Source organism: Deinococcus sp. AB2017081 (genome assembly GCF_034440735.1).
Lineage (GTDB): Bacteria > Deinococcota > Deinococci > Deinococcales > Deinococcaceae > Deinococcus > Deinococcus rufus.
Genome location: NZ_CP140098.1, coordinates 2,803,166 through 2,819,088 on the forward strand (window position 1 = coordinate 2,803,166; position 15,923 = coordinate 2,819,088).

The 15,923-nt window shown below is 64.2% G+C and carries 16 protein-coding genes; 10 read left to right on the plus strand and 6 right to left on the minus strand.

Annotation, left to right across the window (positions count from 1 at the left end):
• The first annotated feature begins 1 nt into the window (after position 1).
• Positions 2-1,657, plus strand: a complete 1,656-nt coding sequence (locus U2P90_RS13630) for a right-handed parallel beta-helix repeat-containing protein (RefSeq protein WP_322472560.1) — start codon at positions 2-4, stop codon at positions 1,655-1,657.
• Between the two features lie 114 nt (positions 1,658-1,771).
• Here the strand turns inward: U2P90_RS13630 and U2P90_RS13635 are convergent, their stop codons facing one another.
• A complete protein-coding gene (locus tag U2P90_RS13635; protein ID WP_322472561.1) occupies positions 1,772-2,377 on the minus strand; it encodes a hypothetical protein in 606 nt (201 codons plus the stop codon).
• 112 nt (positions 2,378-2,489) lie between these two features.
• On the opposite strand from U2P90_RS13635, the gene U2P90_RS13640 reads away from it, so the two are divergent.
• The 5 genes from U2P90_RS13640 (at position 2,490) to U2P90_RS13660 (ending at position 7,996) form a co-directional block, all read left to right on the plus strand.
• Positions 2,490-4,313 (plus strand): recombinase family protein, encoded by a 1,824-nt coding sequence (locus U2P90_RS13640; RefSeq protein WP_322472562.1) that lies wholly within the window; start codon positions 2,490-2,492, stop codon positions 4,311-4,313.
• Positions 4,310-4,561, plus strand: coding sequence for an ABC-2 family transporter protein (locus U2P90_RS13645; RefSeq protein WP_322472563.1), 252 nt, complete (start codon positions 4,310-4,312; stop codon positions 4,559-4,561). Before U2P90_RS13640 ends, U2P90_RS13645 begins: the two co-directional genes overlap by 4 nt.
• Before the next feature lie 89 nt (positions 4,562-4,650).
• Positions 4,651-5,142 carry a hypothetical protein gene (locus tag U2P90_RS13650; RefSeq protein WP_322472564.1) on the plus strand — a complete coding sequence of 164 codons (492 nt, stop codon included), beginning with the start codon at positions 4,651-4,653 and terminating at the stop codon, positions 5,140-5,142.
• A gap of 68 nt (positions 5,143-5,210) precedes the next feature.
• On the plus strand, positions 5,211-6,296 hold the full coding sequence (locus U2P90_RS13655; protein ID WP_322472565.1) for an NADH:flavin oxidoreductase/NADH oxidase: 1,086 nt from the start codon (positions 5,211-5,213) through the stop codon (positions 6,294-6,296).
• A gap of 92 nt (positions 6,297-6,388) precedes the next feature.
• A complete protein-coding gene (locus U2P90_RS13660; RefSeq protein ID WP_322472566.1) occupies positions 6,389-7,996 on the plus strand; it encodes an alpha-amylase family glycosyl hydrolase in 1,608 nt (535 codons plus the stop codon).
• A 25-nt stretch (positions 7,997-8,021) separates the two neighbouring features.
• Here U2P90_RS13660 and U2P90_RS13665 read toward each other — a convergent pair whose 3' ends face one another.
• Positions 8,022-8,774, minus strand: a complete 753-nt coding sequence (locus U2P90_RS13665; RefSeq protein WP_322472567.1) for a serine/threonine-protein kinase — start codon at positions 8,772-8,774, stop codon at positions 8,022-8,024.
• 116 nt (positions 8,775-8,890) lie between these two features.
• On the opposite strand from U2P90_RS13665, the gene lepB reads away from it, so the two are divergent.
• Positions 8,891-9,676, plus strand: a complete 786-nt coding sequence (gene lepB / locus U2P90_RS13670; RefSeq protein ID WP_322472568.1) for a signal peptidase I — start codon at positions 8,891-8,893, stop codon at positions 9,674-9,676.
• A gap of 32 nt (positions 9,677-9,708) precedes the next feature.
• Here the strand turns inward: lepB and U2P90_RS13675 are convergent, their stop codons facing one another.
• The 3 genes from U2P90_RS13675 to U2P90_RS13685 are packed head-to-tail and all read right to left on the minus strand — an operon-like array spanning position 9,709 to position 10,805.
• The gene (locus tag U2P90_RS13675) at positions 9,709-10,050 is read right to left on the minus strand and encodes a DUF503 domain-containing protein (protein WP_322472569.1); all 342 of its coding nucleotides are present in this window, start codon (positions 10,048-10,050) and stop codon (positions 9,709-9,711) included.
• Position 10,051: 1 nt separating this feature from the next.
• The gene (locus U2P90_RS13680; protein WP_295820693.1) at positions 10,052-10,267 is read right to left on the minus strand and encodes a heavy-metal-associated domain-containing protein; all 216 of its coding nucleotides are present in this window, start codon (positions 10,265-10,267) and stop codon (positions 10,052-10,054) included.
• A 37-nt stretch (positions 10,268-10,304) separates the two neighbouring features.
• Positions 10,305-10,805: a DUF1999 domain-containing protein gene (locus U2P90_RS13685; RefSeq protein ID WP_322472570.1), complete on the minus strand. Its 501-nt coding sequence runs from the start codon at positions 10,803-10,805 to the stop codon at positions 10,305-10,307.
• Positions 10,806-11,018: 213 nt separating this feature from the next.
• On the opposite strand from U2P90_RS13685, the gene U2P90_RS13690 reads away from it, so the two are divergent.
• On the plus strand, positions 11,019-12,731 hold the full coding sequence (locus U2P90_RS13690) for a long-chain-fatty-acid--CoA ligase (RefSeq protein ID WP_322474705.1): 1,713 nt from the start codon (positions 11,019-11,021) through the stop codon (positions 12,729-12,731).
• Between the two features lie 446 nt (positions 12,732-13,177).
• Here U2P90_RS13690 and tsaD read toward each other — a convergent pair whose 3' ends face one another.
• The gene (tsaD, locus tag U2P90_RS13695; protein WP_295820687.1) at positions 13,178-14,194 is read right to left on the minus strand and encodes a tRNA (adenosine(37)-N6)-threonylcarbamoyltransferase complex transferase subunit TsaD; all 1,017 of its coding nucleotides are present in this window, start codon (positions 14,192-14,194) and stop codon (positions 13,178-13,180) included.
• A 63-nt stretch (positions 14,195-14,257) separates the two neighbouring features.
• On the opposite strand from tsaD, the gene mnmD reads away from it, so the two are divergent.
• Both mnmD and U2P90_RS13705 read left to right on the plus strand, forming a co-directional pair.
• The gene (gene mnmD, locus U2P90_RS13700; RefSeq protein WP_322472571.1) at positions 14,258-14,932 is read left to right on the plus strand and encodes a tRNA (5-methylaminomethyl-2-thiouridine)(34)-methyltransferase MnmD; all 675 of its coding nucleotides are present in this window, start codon (positions 14,258-14,260) and stop codon (positions 14,930-14,932) included.
• A complete protein-coding gene (locus tag U2P90_RS13705; RefSeq protein WP_322472572.1) occupies positions 14,929-15,912 on the plus strand; it encodes an NAD(P)/FAD-dependent oxidoreductase in 984 nt (327 codons plus the stop codon). Before mnmD ends, U2P90_RS13705 begins: the two co-directional genes overlap by 4 nt.
• The last annotated feature ends 11 nt before the right edge of the window (positions 15,913-15,923 follow it).

Genomic DNA, 15,923 nt, shown 5'->3' on the forward strand with positions numbered 1-15,923 from the left:
AATGACAAATCTTGATTATTCCAAATTTACTAAAAAGCTATACACTGCACTAACCAACACAAGCAATAACGGCAAGCTTCTCAAGGTCAACACAACCACTGGAAGTCCTGACTTTATTGATGTTCCAAGCGGAGGGGGTGGAGGGACTACTTCTGTCACAGGAGGTAACTTCCCTATTCTCAACCTTCCTGCCACGGTTTCAGCAGCTACCGTGACAACCACACTAAATAACCTCGCTGGTCAGACTGTCATTGTAGACAAGATGTACACAGTTGATGGTGGCGTTACTGTTCCTGCTGACACCATCCTCCTTGCAATGTATGAGGGATGTGGATTTAAACTCACAGGGGCAACAAACAGCCTGCTATTCCTTAGCGGAGGCGCAGTCATCAACGGTCTAACCTTAGACGGTAACAGGGGTAACCTGACTGGAACATATGGCTTTGGGTTTGCCCTGGCAAGACTCATCAGCAACTCTACGAAACTTGTTCAAATTATTGACTGCACTCTGAAAAACTACGGTGCAGGCGCTATCTACGGTAAGAACATCAACGGCCTGTATGCTTTTAACAACAGAATTGACGGTGTTTACCGTGAAGCAATCATGACTCAGCGTTCTCAAAACGTCTGGTTTGAAAATAACAAGATTACCAATGGCCCTGCCACAGCACAGTTCCACGGTAAGGATTCAGAAGTACCTACCGCTATCTCCAAGATGTTCCGTTGTATCAATAATGTGTGGGATTTTTCCAATATTACTCTAGATGCCAACGAAACAATTCTATTTATTGAGACATGGGGAGGAGTGGAAGACGTTGTCATTCACGGGAACAGGATGCTTGCACCTAATACCAATAACAGCAATACTGTTTTCGGAATCTCTTTGGACTACACTAAATATGCAACTGTCTCCTCAAACTACATTGATGGTGGAGACGCTAAAATCCTCGGATATGGTTTAGAAGCAGCAGGTTCAGAAGATTGTACATATACAGACAATACGGTTAACGGCTATAAAGGTCTAGCAATCTCCATCAGCAGGTCTGAAACCAGAAACATCAAAGTTATCAACAACCTTATTCAGAACGGTACTTCTAGTGGATGGGGGTGTCAGGTCATTGACGGTGCCCAAGACGTACTGTTCCAAGGTAATACGTTCAGAGACTTTGGAGACTATGGCATTAGGTTCAACGGTACTGGGTCTGGTAGCCAGATTCTTAACAACCGCTTCTACATCAGGTCTCAGAACTTCACAGGTGTAGGCATCTTTAACCAAGGCGCTAAACGTCTTGTTGTTAGAGACAACATAGCAGGGCCAGAATTTAGGCCCGGAGTGACTGCCGGAACAGGATACCTGAACCGCTTCTACAACTCCGATTCTGGTACATACTGCACTATCTCTAGCAATAACGTTTCTTGTCAGGTGCCCTCTACGCTTGCTACAGGTGCATCTAGCGTCGCTATCATGAACTATGGCAGTACAGGTGGGAACGTGATTGAAAACAATGTTATTCAGTATAGCGGAATTGGAATCCAGACAGAAACCTCTACAACTCAGCCAGGAAATAGAATTGTTGCGAATAGGTCATTTGGCAACGTGACCACTCTGGTCAACAGTCAGAACAGTAACGACAAGAAAATAGATTACCTCGCATAAGAAAGCCCCCTCTTTTTCAGAGGGGGTTTTGCCTATTCTGCTGCTTCTGGGTAATCTTCTTCTGCTAGGAACTCTGCACCTTCCCTGTGTGGGTTGATGTTGAGTTCTTGAAGTCTACTTCTTTTTGGCACCGCTTTTTGAAGACTCCTGATTCTTTTTCCGGTCTGAGGCCAGACCTGCCCCTCTCGCCTTCCGAGTTGCAACGGTAGCGTGTTGGGCATCTGCAAGTGCATCAAGGTCAGGGATTTTACCACTCATGAAGTCTTTCAATGAAGGCTTGTTGGAAGTGGTCTTCTTTGCCTCTCCCCCTCTACCCCTCAGCACTGCCAAGGTTTGTGGATTATCCAAGAGAGTCTTTGCAACCCATTTTTCAAACGCCGCAACATCCAGAATGGCGTAATCACGGTAAGGAATGGCAGGAGTCACAACCTCCTTACCGTTCCTGTTACTTCTGGTGACCCAATCCTCAGCGTGATTCTTTGCCCGTTCAGTCCTAAATTCTCCGCTACTAGCAAAAGTATGAACCTTCCCTTCTGCGTCAACGTAGAAATGTTCCTGTACAGCAAAAACCTTCTTGTAAAGTGGTTCACCTTTGGACAGGTGAGACGTGATGACCTTGTGCATTTTGAGGGGTGAAAGTTGCTTAGCGTTGTCTCCTTCTCCGAAGATTGCCCCGTCCTCAAAGTAGCTGCTGAGAGACCTGATTTCCTGTTCTGCCATTGTGTGCCCTCCTAGGGTCTAAGCCCATAGCTACTGTAGCCTCTAGTGCTACGGATGCACAAGAGGTATTGTGGGCCTAATTCCGTCTGGAAGCGGGAGAGGAGGGCACACTATGACCGGAGACAGGTACGGCAGAAGAGAGTATTTCTGCGTCTACACCAGGGTTTCTACCAAGGGTCAGGATGACAACACATCCGATGAACAGCAGTACAGGGCAGCCAGGGAGTTTGGGGAATCCCAGGGATGGACGTACCTTGAGGGGGCTTGGATTCACGACACCCACACAGGGGCAGAGTTCAAGAAGAGGAAAAACGTCAACAAGGTTATTGAACTGCTGGAACAGGGCAAGGTTAAGTATGTGGTCTGGAAGAAGGTAGACCGTGCAGCGAGAGACCAAGTTGTCCTGAGACAGTTTATTGAAGAAATCTATGATGCTAAGGGCAAGATTGCTATTGTAGACAAAGGGATGATGTACCCCACAAAGAGAAAAGCTATTGAAGGGACTGCTATTGATGGTTTCTTTTCTCAGTGGGAAAAGAACACCATTGCAGGTAGGTTTGATGACGGCAAGCTAGAACAGTTCATCAGGGGTTCTAACGTCTATGCCCTCCCCTTTGGATACGTCTCTAACCCCACTACCAAGGATGGAAAGAAGTTCAAAGAAGTCTTAGTTGATGAATCCCAGAAAGACAGCATTGTTTCTTTCTTGGGGGAATTTGTCAGGACTCGGAACCAGGGCAAAGCCGTAGCCTATGCCAGGGAACAGGGATTCAAGACCGGCACTGGTCAGCCTTTCAACCATGACACCCTGAGATACCTGCTTGAGAAGCTGGATATCTACGCAGGACTACCCCAGAAGCAGTGGTACAACAAGGAAAGAGAACATCATAGGGTTTTTACCTATCCTAGAATTATCTCTGATGACCTGTACAAGGCAGTTAAAGAGGCGGCACAACTCAAGACAAGAAGTAAGGCGACAGTAGATAAACCGTTTGCTGAGTTGGTCTACTGCGCCCACTGTGGTAGCGCTGCTAAGGTCTTCCCCTGGCAGACCAGGGCAAAGAAGGACGGCACCAGACCGCTAACCTTTGTGTACGGCTGCAAGAAGTACAACAGGGTTAAGAGGGCTGACTATATTAATACTGGTAAGCATCTCCATACCGAGTGTCGGCGTACTGTTGTATTCAACTTCATCAAGGAAGTTGTGACTGAGTTTTTGGACTCTGCTGCTACGTATGCTTCTGCTGATAAATACTCCGAGGAACTGACCCAGATTATTCTAGGCACCAGAGACCTGTATACCAACCTGCAAGCCCTCAAGGAAAGCAGGAAGGGGGTTATTGCAGAGATTGATAAAATATCCAAGCGCATTGACAAGGCGTTTGACTTGGATGATTCAGACACACTCCAAGCGACTATTAGACGGTTCCAAGACCAGATTGAGGAACATCAGCAGAAGCTAGACGGTATTAACCTAGAAATAGAGGACAAGGCTGCACAGTATGAGAAGGTATCTGCTGTGTTGTCTGACATGGGCGTGACTGTCAATGATTCTCTTTTCGGGGTTTTTGACGCTAAGGAGGCTGCATTTGGTCACTTCAAGATTGGGGAGAGGCTGGAGGCAGCTAACCTGGGAATCACCAGGGACGATGTAGTGACCCTGAGAGGCAACCTCTTCATCCCTGACGTGGTGAGGCGGCAGACTGACCAGATGAAGGCGAACATCTCAGCGCTGAGGGCAGAGATTGGGGCTGAGAACTGGAAGGAGGTCAACTCCCTGATGTACCGCCTAGGGCTGAGGGTGTACGTGAACTTCAATGACATCTCTACCAAGGGTGGTCGGGACAAGCCGAGGGCAGAGGTCAAGGCGACTCTTGAGGGGTTGGGTGTGACAGGGTTCTTTGAAACACCATATGGGGAGGATTCCAGAACGTGACCGAACTGTTCAGCGGCGTGTTCGGCGCGGCCCGCTTTCCGGCGTCGGCGTTCCCGGTGCCGGTGCGCTTCGTGCTGACCTTCGTGGTGCCGGTGGCCCTTGTGACCACCGTGCCCGCCCAGGCGCTGATGGGCACGCTGGGCCTGTCGGTGGCGCTGGCCTCGCCGCTGGTCGCCGCCGCCCTGTTCGTCGCCACGCGGCTGTTCTGGCGCTACGCGGTGGCGAGCTACACCAGCGCGAGCAGCTGACCGTGGCCGGGTTCGACTGGGCGGCGCTGGGCCTGCCCACCCCCCGCGCCGTCCGCCTTACCCCAGCGCAGCGCTCCCGCCTTACACACATGACCGAGCTGCGGGACATCACCCGGCCCGCCGATGCCGACCGCGCAGCAGCCGAGTTCGCGTCCGAGGCGCAGTTTGCGGGCGACCTGCGCCGCGTGCGGCCGTGGCTGGCCCCCGACACGCCGCGCCGCGCGGTGCTGGCCGCCGTGCTGCACGCCGAGGGCACCGGCTTCCTGGCCCTGCTGGGCGAGTACGGCCCGTGGGTGTACGCCGCGAGCGTCCGCGACCTGCAGGAACTGGGCGGGGCGTACGGTGCCCTGGTTCACGCCGCCCACCACGCCACAGAGCGCGCGGTGTACGCGGCGGCAGCACAGCAGCACGACTCGCTGCTCACGCGGCTGGAGACCACCGACCACCGCCAGCCGGGGCGCGGCGGTCACGCGGATCTGGTGGCGCTGGAGACGGGCTTCTGGCACGCGGCGGCCGTTCAGGCGCAGACCCGCCACGTGGCGCTCGGGCAGCGGCGTGCCGGCGGGACACCAGAACGGTGACCCGGCTCAGTCATTCGTGAAGTGAACGCCGTCTGGCGGTGTCCGGGATGCCCGCCTACAGTCGGGCCATGTCCGAGCCCACCCCCCGGCTGTTCCAGCCACTGACCCTGAAATCCGTCACCCTGCCCAACCGTGTGGTCGTGTCACCCATGTGCATGTACTCGGCCAGAAACGGTTATGCCAACGACTTCCATCTGGTTCACCTGGGACAGTACGCGCTGGCCGGCGTGGGCCTGATCTTCACCGAGGCGGCGGCCGTCTCGCCCGAGGGCCGCATCAGCCCCGAGGATCTGGGCCTGTGGGACGATCAGCAGATCGCGCCGCTGGGCCGCATCACGGACTTCATCCACGCCCAGGGCGGCCGGGTGGGGATCCAGCTCGCGCACGCCGGCCGCAAGGCCAGCACCTACGCGCCGTGGCGTGGCAAGGGGGCCGTACCGCCCGAGCGGGGCGGGTGGGAGGTCATCGGCCCGGATTCCGCACCCTACAACGCGTCATTCCCCATCCCGGTCGCCATGACCACCGAGGACATCGCGCGGATCACGGGGGCCTTCGTGGCCGCCACACGCCGCGCCGAGATCGCCGGCTTCGACACCGTAGAGGTGCACGCGGCGCACGGCTACCTGCTGCACCAGTTCCTGTCGCCGCTGGCGAATTCACGTACCGACGAGTACGGCGGCAGTTTCGAGAACCGCACCCGCCTGCTGCTGGAGGTCGTGCGCGGCGTGCGCCGGGCCTTCCCGCAGCACAAGCCCGTCTTCGTACGGGTCAGTGCCACCGACTGGGCCGAGGGCGGATGGGACGCCGACCAGACCACCCAGCTGGCCGGACTGCTCCTGCGCGAGGGTGTGGACGTGCTGGACGTCAGTTCCGGCGGCCTGACCCCGGAGCAGCAGATCACCGCCGGGCCGGGCTATCAGGTGCCGTTTGCCGCCCAGATCCACGCGGCACACCCCAACCTGGGGATCATGGCCGTCGGCATGATCGACACGCCCGAACGCGCCGAGGGCATCCTGCAGAACGGGGACGCCGACCTGATCGCCATCGCCCGGCCGCACCTGGGCGACCCGCACTGGGTACAGGCCGCAGCGGCGGCCCTGGGGGCATCCCATGACGTGGTCGACGCCTACGCCCGGGGCACCCGCACCACCTGAGCAGATTCCGGGGCACCGGGCCGAGCCCGTGCCCCATCTCATCCTCATCTGAATCGATTCAGTACTGTTCCGGTTCCTGGTACGCTGCTTCCATGAACGAGCAGATCGTAGCGGCAGGCGAGCTGAAGTGGTGGCAGCGCGGCATCATCTACCAGATCTATCCCCGGTCGTTTCAGGACAGCAACGACGACGGCGTGGGCGACCTGCGCGGGATCACCGCCCGGTTGCCGTATGTGGCGAGTCTGGGCGTCGAGGCCGTGTGGCTCTCCCCCATCTTCACCAGCCCCATGCGCGATTTTGGCTACGACGTGGCCGACTACTGCGACATCGACCCGCTGTTCGGCACGCTGGGTGACTTCGACGCGCTGGTCACGGAGGCGCATCGGCTGGGGCTGAAGGTCATGCTCGACTACGTGCCCAACCACACCTCGTCGGATCACGCGTGGTTTCGGGACGCGATCACCGGGCCAGACAGCGACCGGCGCGACTGGTACGTGTGGCGCGCCCCGGCGCCGGACGGCGGGCCGCCCAACAACTGGGTGTCGTTCTTCGGAGGCCCGGCGTGGACGCTCGACCCCACCAGCGGCCAGTACTACCTGCACCAGTTCCTGCCCAGCCAGCCGGACCTGAACTGGCGCAACCCTGCGGTGCGCCGCGCCATGGGCGACGTGCTGCGCTTCTGGATGGATCGCGGCGTAGACGGCTTCCGCGTGGACGTGATCTGGCTGCTGGCCGAGGACGACCGCTTTCTGGACGAGCCCGAGAACCCTGACTGGACGCCCGGCAGCGTGGAGCATGCCCGGCTGCAGCACGTCTATACACAGGATCAGCCCGAGACGCATGCGTACATCCGCGAGCTGCGCCAGGTGCTCGACGAGTACGACGACCGCATGATGGTCGGTGAGATCTACCTGCCGGTCGAGCAGCTCCTGCCGTATGCGGGAACCCCGGCGCAGCCCATGGTGCACCTGCCCTTCAACTTCCACCTGATCCTGCTGCCGTGGCACGCGGCCGGGGTGCGCGACTTCGCCGACCGCTACGACGCAGCGTGCGTGGCGGCGGGATCATGGCCCAACTGGGTGCTCGGCAACCACGACCAGCACCGCTTCAAGTCCCGCGTGGGCGCCGCCCAGTACCGCGTGGCCCAGACGCTCCTGCTGACCCTGCGCGGCACGCCGACCGTGTACTACGGCGACGAGATCGGTCTCCAGAACGTCCCCATCCCGCCCGAGCGGATGGTCGATCCGGCCGGAGTGCAACAGCCGGATGTCCCCGCCGCGAGCCGCGACCCGGAGCGGACGCCCATGCACTGGAACACCCAGCCGAATGCCGGGTTCACCGCCGGGCACGTGGAGCCGTGGCTCCCGGTGGACGACGCCTTCGCCTCGCTGAATGTCGAGCAGCAGGAGTCGGATCCCGCCAGCGACCTGAACTACTTCCGTGCCCTGACCCGCCTGCGGCGTGACCACCCGGCGCTGGTGGGCGGTGCCTACGTCAGTGAGGACAGCGGCGCGGCGGACGTGTTCGCCTTCCGCCGCACCCTGGACGGCGAGGTGGTGACCGTGCTGCTCAATTTCGGCTCGGCATCCCAGACCCTGGGCGACCTCGCGCAGGGGCGCACGCTCCTGAGCAGCGTGGGCGACCAGCCCGTGGCCGGCGCCGCGCTGCGCCCGAACGAGGCCCGGATCGTGCTCCGCTGACCGTGGTCGCCCGGCAGCGACCGGGTCAGTACGGCAGGCCCGTCAGCCGCAGCAGATCGCGGCGGGCGGCCTGCGCGTCGGTCAGGCGCTCCTCGCGGTGGGGCCGGATCAGGGCCTCGTGCAGCTGGGCCAGCGGATCTGCCGTCTCCGGCCACGGTTCGCCGGGCTCCGGCAGGTACCCGTGGATTCCCCAGCCGAGCAGGATGCCCATGCCGTAGAGGTCGCTCTCCGGGCCGAGCGGTTCCCCACGGGCCGCCTCGGGGCTCTGGAACGCGGCGGTACCGAACCGGGTGGGCACGTCGAAGGTCTCCAGCGCAGGGCCGGACAGGTCAAAGTCGACCAGCTTGGCGCTGCCATCGGGTTCCACGATGATGTTCTCGGGCTTGATGTCGCGGTGCACCAGCCCCAGCCCATGCAGGTACGCCAGTCCGTCCAGGATGTGCGCCAAGGACAGCAGGAAGGCCCGGCGGTCGTGCGTGGCAGCCGGGCGCTGGGCGTAGCGCGTGAAGAACACCTCGCCACGGGCGAGCACCGCAACGAGGGCCGGCTGGTCATCGACGAGCGCGCGGCCGATCATGCGTCCGAGGCGGGGGTGGTCGAGATCACGGGCGTGCTGGAACTCGCGGTCGGCGAACGCGGCGAGGTGTGGAGGAAAGATCTTCACGGCACAGGGCTGGCCCTCACGGGTCACGGCGAAGTACACCAGACTGTGGGAACCCCGGCCGACCGGGCGGACGAGCCGGATTCCATCTCCAACCACCTGTCCTGCGAGCGGCACAGTCCCAACCTACTGCACAGGTTGCCCTCCCGGAAACCCCTGCCCCCACCGGGCCGCCTGGCCGTGGTGTCCTGGCACGCGGCGCGGCACAGGGGATGGGCTATCCTGCGCGGTGCATGACGAGACTCCGTACGGCCGCCCCCACCGCTCTCCAGAAACTGTGGAAGGAACTGCTGGAACCCATCGTGTTCGCGGTGGTCATCACGCAGTTCGTGGCGACCCTGGTGGGCGTGGATGGCGTGAGCATGATGCCGAATCTGCGCGACCGCGAACGCGTCTTCGTGCCGAAGTACGAGACCTGGCTGCACAAGGCCGGCGTGGGAGAATTCAGCCGGGGCGACATCCTGATCTTCAAACCCCCGCGGGAGGCCTCGGCCAAGATCGCCAACCTGAACAAGAGCGCGCTCGGGCTCTACACCTACCGCCCGTTCCTGATCAAGCGCCTGATCGGCCTGCCGGGTGACCGGATCAAGGTGCAGGCCGGTGAGGTGCTGGTCAACGGCGTGAAGCTCGATTCGTCATGGACGACCGACTACTGGCGCGAACAGGGATGCTGGGACTCGCAGAGCCCGCTGGCCACCCAGACCACCGCGGACACGTACGGCGTGGTGCCGAACCAGCCGGAGATCACGGTGCCGGCGGGCTCCTATTTCGTGATGGGCGACAACCGCACCGCCAACGGCTCGGAGGATTCGCGCCTGTTCGGGCCGGTGGCGCGGCGGGACGTGGCCGGTCGGGCGGCGGCCGTGGTGTGGCCGATCATGCGCAAGACGACCGCCCGCTACGACTGCACCGCCAATGCCGTGGGCGACCTGACCGGCGCGAACGTCCTGAACTGGCGGGTGCTGTCGCGCCCCGAGGCCTTCCAGGCGCTGAAGACTGAACTGGTCAGCGCGAAATAGAGGACGCCGCGCGGCCGGGGCTCATGCTCCGGTCACGGTCCGTCCTCGCCATCATCCGTATCCGCACCGTCATCCCCGTCCAGCGGCGTGATGACGGTGTGCTCGCTGGTGACGCGGTACGGCCCCTCCCTGGCGATGTAGTCGGCGGCCATCTTCAGGGTCTCCTCGACCCAGCCGTAGTCGTTGCTGATGGTCGCCACACCGATCACCTCCCAGTCGTGGGCATCCAGACCGTCCAGCCGGGCGACCGTCAGGGGATAGCGGGCCTTGAGCCGCTCCACGACAGGACGCACCAGGGCGCGTTTTTCCTTCAGGTTGCCCACCCACGGCATCTCCACGCGGATGGTCAGCACGCCGACGTAGCCGAGGGCCACCTCAGAGCATGCCGGCCAGGAAGCCCTGGGCCCGCACCGCGCGCACAAGGTCCATCACCGTGAGTTGCGTGGCGTCGTAGTAGACCTCGATCTGGCCCTCGTCGGGGGTGGCACGGCTCACACCGGGAGTGGACAGCAGGGCCGTGGCGACCTTCGTCCCGGCCTCCTTGCTCATGCCGCGGACGCCCAGCAGGACGCGGGTGGGTGGGGTACTCATAGCGGCATTATGCCGTCGCCACGGGGCTGTGTCTGTGTCACCCTGTGAATCCGTGGGGCGACCCCAGGCGCAGGCCGGGCGCCGTCTCGGTGCGCGATCCCAGGTGGCAGATCCCGTAGGGGCCGGGACTGACCGTCCCTTCCTCGCGGGCCTTGGCGTGCAGCGCCGGCGTGACCGGGAAGTGCAGCTCGTACACCGCGCTGTCGTAGGCACTCTTGATGACCGCCTGAAACAGGCCCTCGGCCGTGCCGGCCGGCGCGTCCGGGGCCACGGACACGCTGCGGATCAGGACGATGGGCCGGTCGCCCTGCCACACGTGCTGGGCGAAGGTGAAGCCGCGCAGGCCACGGTCGTCCTCGGCCACGAAGGAGTGCTCGCTGCGCTCGTAGAACTTCAGGGCCGGCAGGCTGGTCGAGCGCCGGCCCGCCTGTTCCCGGTCGGGCAGCGTGCCGAAGGCCGGATCCTCGTGCCGCACGATGACGTCGTCGAGGGCCTGCAGGGCGGCGTAGTCCGGCTCGCCGAAGGTGCGGTAGCGCATACCGGCAGGCTAACAGGGCGCACCCCGACACTGCGGCAGCCCGGTGTCCCCCGAAGGGTGAACTTGAGTCGGGGGACATTTTACTTATACTGAGTTCAATTTAGAACCCGGTGCAGTTCCAGCGCTGCCTCCCCCGCCACCACGCTGCGTGGCCGCTCCCTCCCGGACGTGACCCGCGACGCCGCCACTCCTGCCATCACCCCCGAGGACGCCATGACCCACTCCCAGCCCCGACCCTGGCTTGCCCACTACGAACGTGGCGTGCCACACGACTTCCAGCCCTCGGACCGCACCCTGCCGCAGCTGCTGGAACACGCGGCCGCCACGTGGCCAGAGCGGGTCGCGCTGGATTTCCTGGGGGCCACGACCACGTACCGCGCCCTGCTCGACGACGCCCGGCGTCTGGCTGCGGCCCTGCGCAAGATGGGCGTGAAGACCGGCGACCGCGTGTCGATCATGCTTCCCAACTGCCCCGCGTTCGTCACCTCCTTCTACGGAGCGCTGCTGGCCGGCGCGGTGGTCGTGAACACCAGCCCGCTGTACACGCCCAGCGAACTCCAGCACCAGCTGAGTGACTCGGGATCCGAGACGTTGATCATGCTCGACACCTTCTACGCGCGCTACGACCAGATCCGTGAGCACGTCCCGGTGCGGCGCGTGCTGGTGACCGGGATCCAGGACGCCCTGCCGTTCCCCAAGAACCTGCTGTATCCCGTGAAGGCGCGGCGGGAGGGCACGTGGGTGACCGTGCCGTCCTCCGAACGGGTCATGCGCCTGAAAGACGTCATCCGGTCACAGCGGCCAGAGGCGCCGCACATCACCCAGAGCAGCGGCGACACTGCCCTGTTCCAGTACACCGGCGGCACGACCGGCACGCCCAAGGGGGCCATGCTGTCGCACCGCAACCTCGTGGCCAATGCCGAGCAGGCCCGCGCGTGGATGCAGGGGCTGCGTGAGGGCCAGGAGGTCACGCTGGCCGCCATTCCCTTCTTCCACGTGTATGGCATGACGGTCGCCATGAACCTGAGCGTCATGACCGGCGCGACCATGGTGCTGATCCCCAACCCGCGCGATATCCGCATGGTTCTGGGCGGGATCTCGCGCACGAGGGCCACGCTGTTCCCCGGCGTGCCCACGCTGTACAACGCCATCAACAACCACCCGGACACGGCCGTGCACGATCTGACCACCATCCGCGCGTGTATCAGCGGCAGCGCGCCGCTGCTGCTAGAGACCGCCCGGCGCTTCCGCGAGATCACCAACGGCGCCAATCTGGTCGAGGGCTACGGCCTGACGGAAGCCAGCCCCATCACCCACACCAACCCGATCTTCGGCGAGCAGCACGAGGGCAGCATCGGCCTGCCGTTCCCCGGCGTGGACGCGATCATCATGGACGACCAGGGCCAGCCGGTCGCCACCGGGGAGACCGGCGAGCTGTGGGTGGCCGGCCCGATGGTCATGCAGGGCTACTGGCAGCGCCCCGAAGAGACCGCCGCCACGCTGGCACAGTACGGCGGCCAGACCTGGCTCAAGACCGGCGACATGGCCACCATGGACGCCGACGGCTACTTCCGGATCGTCGACCGCAAGAAGGATCTGATCATCGCCGGGGGCTTCAACATCTATCCCCGCGAGGTCGAGGAGATCCTGATGACGCACCCCGCCGTCCTGGAGGCCGCCGCCGTCGGCATCCCCGACGAGTACCGGGGCGAGAGCGTCCACGCCGTCGTGGCCCTGAAATCCGGCCAGACCGTGACCGACAAAGAACTCATCGCCCACTGCCGCGAGCAGCTCAGCGCCTACAAGGTGCCGCGCAGCGTGGAATTCCGTTCGGAACTGCCCAAGACGGCCGCCATGAAGATCCTGCGCCGCGAGCTGGCCAAGGATGCGCGTGAACGGGTGAAGGCCCAGCGCCCGAGCGCGTAGTGAAGGCGTGAGCTGACGCCCCTGGCACCTGTGTCCGGGGGCGTTGTGCATGATCTGGGGCATGGATGGTTGGTCGTCCAGCACGGGGAAAACGTTGCCCGCCACAACCCCCTCCCCAGCCCTCCCCCACAAGGAGGGGGGGAGCACAAGAGCGGCTGGCACGGCGGAACCGCTGTGGCGCATCAGGCATCACAAGGGGGAGGGGTCAAACGATGTGGCCCCCACCTTGCCCCTGACCGAATGCCATCGGGCGCGAAGCGCACGGGCGCGGACGGCGTGAATGGAGGGAGAAGGTACGCAGCGTACACAGCCTGGAGAACATGGCCACTAGCGCCCTCCAACACGCACTTTGCCGAGCGCAGCGCTTGGCTCCCCCTGCCGGCAGGCAGGGGTGGGGCAATCCGTCTCCACCACCCCCACCGCTGGAGTTCTGGCCTCCCTCACCCTCAGGCGTTCGCCAGCGGCGCATATGCACTCGCGCCACCGTCGAGCGGACTGGCCGGGCGACCCTCCCGCAGTGCGGCAGCCCCCGCCAGCGCGATCATCGCGCCGTTGTCGGTGTTCAGCCCCGCACCGGGAAACACGACGTTCAGGCCAGTGCGCGCAAAGGCCCCCCGCAGTGCCCGGTTGGCCGCCACCCCACCCGACACGACCACCGTGTCCCGCCCCGTCGCATCGGCCGCCCGCACCGTGGTCTTGACGAGGAACTGCACGGCCATGCGCTGGAAACTGGCGGCCAGATCCTCGGGTTTTGCCCCGGCGCGGTGGGCCAGGAGCGCGGCGGTCTTGAGGCCGCTGAAGCTGAAGTCGAATCCCTTCTGTCCCTGGAGGGGTTCCTTGAACGGCACGGCGTCCGGATCGCCGCGTATGGCCGCCTCGCTGATCGCCGGGCCGCCCGGATAGCCCAGGCCCGCCAGACGGGCGATCTTGTCGAAGGCCTCGCCCGCCGCGTCGTCCTTCGTGGCTCCGACCAGCACGTATTGCCCCTCGGTGGGCACGTCGAACAGGTGGGTGTGCCCGCCGGACACGACCAGGGCCAGGTAGGGGGCATGCAGATCTCCCTCGGCCGCGGCGGCGTGGATGTGACCCTCCAGGTGATGTGCGGCGTAGAACGGCACGTCGAGCGCCTGTGCCAGCCCCTTGCCGTACATCAGGCCGACCAGCAGCGCCCCGACTAGACCGGGACCGGCCGTGGCCGCCACCGCGCCGATGTCGGCCAGGGTCACGCCGGCCTGCTCCAGCGCGTCCGTGGTGATGGCCGCGATCCGCTCGACGTGTTCGCGGCTGGCGAGTTCCGGCATGACGCCGCCGTACTGGGCGTGCACCGTCTGCGACCACACCCGGTTTGACCGCACGCTCAGCGAGCCGTCTGGCGCGAGTTCCACGATACCCACGCCGGTGTCATCGCAGGACGTGTCGATCCCCAGGATCAGGCGGGACTGGACGGGGGGGGCGGCGCTCATCGCGGGTCAGGGTAGCAGGGCCGGCCCGGAAGGCGGTGGGCCGGCCGCACTATCCTGGCGGGCATGCCGTCCGAAGACCCGACGATCATCACCACCCCGGACGGTTCGCGCACGGCCCTGAGCGCCCGCTACGGCGAGGCCTACAGCTCGCGGCACGGCGCGGCCACCCAGGCGCGGCATGTCTTCGTCGAGGGCTCGGGCACGCATACCCACCCCGCCCCCCGCGTGCTGGAGGTCGGCTTCGGCCTGGGCGTGAACTTCCGCGCGACCGTACAGGACGTGGCCCGGCGTGGCGTTCCCCTGGAGTACGTGGCGTGGGAGTTCGATCCCGCCCCGGTGGACGTGCTGCGCGGCGTGGCGGACGGCGACAGCCATCCGGTCTGGACGGCCCTGCTGGAACGCTGGCCGACGACCGCTCCCGTCGAATCCGTTCACCTCGGTTCCGGCGGGATCACGTTGACCATCCACTTCGAGGACATCACGACCTCCGCGCTGCCGCAGGACTGGGCCACCGCCCTGTACCTCGACGGTTTCTCCCCTGCGCGCAACCCCGAGGTCTGGACGCCGGAGGTCGTGGCGCGGCTGGCCCAGGCTCTTGCGCCGGGCGGTGTCCTCGCCACGTATTCCGCAGCCGGACATGTGCGCCGCGCCCTGACCGCTGCTGGCCTGGACACCCAGCGTCGCCCCGGGGCCCCCGGCAAACGCGAGTGCCTGCGGGCCGTGCGGGCACCGGGATGAGCCCGGTCGTCGTCATTGGCGGCGGCGTCGCCGGGTCGTGCGTGGCCTACTTCCTGGCGCGCGCCGGGCGCCCGGTCACTGTGGTGGATGCGGGCATCCACGCCGCCAGCACGGTGCCCTCGGCGCTGCTCAATCCAGTGCGGGGACAGGCGGGCCGGGTGCCGGAGCGGGCGCTGGAGGGCCTGCCGTTCACGTGGACGCTCTTGCGGGCGCTCGTGACCGCCGGCTTCGACATTCCGCACGGCGCCGCGGGCGTCTACCGGCCCGTGCCGGACGAGAAGACCCGCGCCAAGTTCGACCGGCACCGCCCCGATGGGCTGGACGCGCAGTGGCAGAACCCAGCGCAGGTGCCCTTCGCGCTGACCACCGGCCACACCGCCGTCCTGTATCTGCCCCAGGGCGGGTGGGTCGACGGTGCCGCCTTCACCCGCGCCGTCCGTGAGGCGTCGGGGGCCACAGTGATCCGCGCCCGCGCGACCGCATGGACGGCGGCCTCGGTGACGCTGCACGACGGCCGTACCCTGCCCGCCGCCCACGTCGTCCACTGCGGGGGATCGGTCGGGACGACATGGGCAGGCCTGGACGGCACGCACCGCGCCGGAACCATGCTGCGGCTGCACCGGGCGGCCACTCCCGCGCCCGTGAGCTTCGGGGCCTACCTCGCCCCGGCCGCTCACGGAGGCGTGCTCGGCGCGACCTTCGAGGCGCCGGCCACACGGTGGCGGCCGGAGGTGCTGCCCCTGACCTCCCTGGAATGGCTCCTGAGAAAGGGCCTGGCCCTGGTTCCCCTGATGGACACGGCCGTCACGGGTGCGTGGAGCGGCACCCGCGTCTCTGGACTGGTCGCTGGGCCCGACACGGCCGGCGTGTGGCACCTACGGGGCCTGGGCAGCCAGGGATTCCTGCTGGGGCCGCTCCTGGCCGCCGAACTGGCGGGCCGCATCGCCCGTCACGGTGCCGGTGACGGCCTGTCACCGTGACGGAACAGGGT

Coding starts and splice junctions, on each gene's coding strand:
- U2P90_RS13630 (WP_322472560.1), top strand. CDS start 2: ATGACAAATCTTGATTATTCCAAATTTACTAAAAAGCTATACACTGCA.
- U2P90_RS13635 (WP_322472561.1), bottom strand. CDS start 2,377: ATGGCAGAACAGGAAATCAGGTCTCTCAGCAGCTACTTTGAGGACGGG.
- U2P90_RS13640 (WP_322472562.1), top strand. CDS start 2,490: ATGACCGGAGACAGGTACGGCAGAAGAGAGTATTTCTGCGTCTACACC.
- U2P90_RS13650 (WP_322472564.1), top strand. CDS start 4,651: ATGACCGAGCTGCGGGACATCACCCGGCCCGCCGATGCCGACCGCGCA.
- U2P90_RS13655 (WP_322472565.1), top strand. CDS start 5,211: ATGTCCGAGCCCACCCCCCGGCTGTTCCAGCCACTGACCCTGAAATCC.
- U2P90_RS13660 (WP_322472566.1), top strand. CDS start 6,389: ATGAACGAGCAGATCGTAGCGGCAGGCGAGCTGAAGTGGTGGCAGCGC.
- lepB (WP_322472568.1), top strand. CDS start 8,891: ATGACGAGACTCCGTACGGCCGCCCCCACCGCTCTCCAGAAACTGTGG.
- U2P90_RS13680 (WP_295820693.1), bottom strand. CDS start 10,267: ATGAGTACCCCACCCACCCGCGTCCTGCTGGGCGTCCGCGGCATGAGC.
- U2P90_RS13685 (WP_322472570.1), bottom strand. CDS start 10,805: ATGCGCTACCGCACCTTCGGCGAGCCGGACTACGCCGCCCTGCAGGCC.
- U2P90_RS13690 (WP_322474705.1), top strand. CDS start 11,019: ATGACCCACTCCCAGCCCCGACCCTGGCTTGCCCACTACGAACGTGGC.
- tsaD (WP_295820687.1), bottom strand. CDS start 14,194: ATGAGCGCCGCCCCCCCCGTCCAGTCCCGCCTGATCCTGGGGATCGAC.
- mnmD (WP_322472571.1), top strand. CDS start 14,258: ATGCCGTCCGAAGACCCGACGATCATCACCACCCCGGACGGTTCGCGC.
- U2P90_RS13705 (WP_322472572.1), top strand. CDS start 14,929: ATGAGCCCGGTCGTCGTCATTGGCGGCGGCGTCGCCGGGTCGTGCGTG.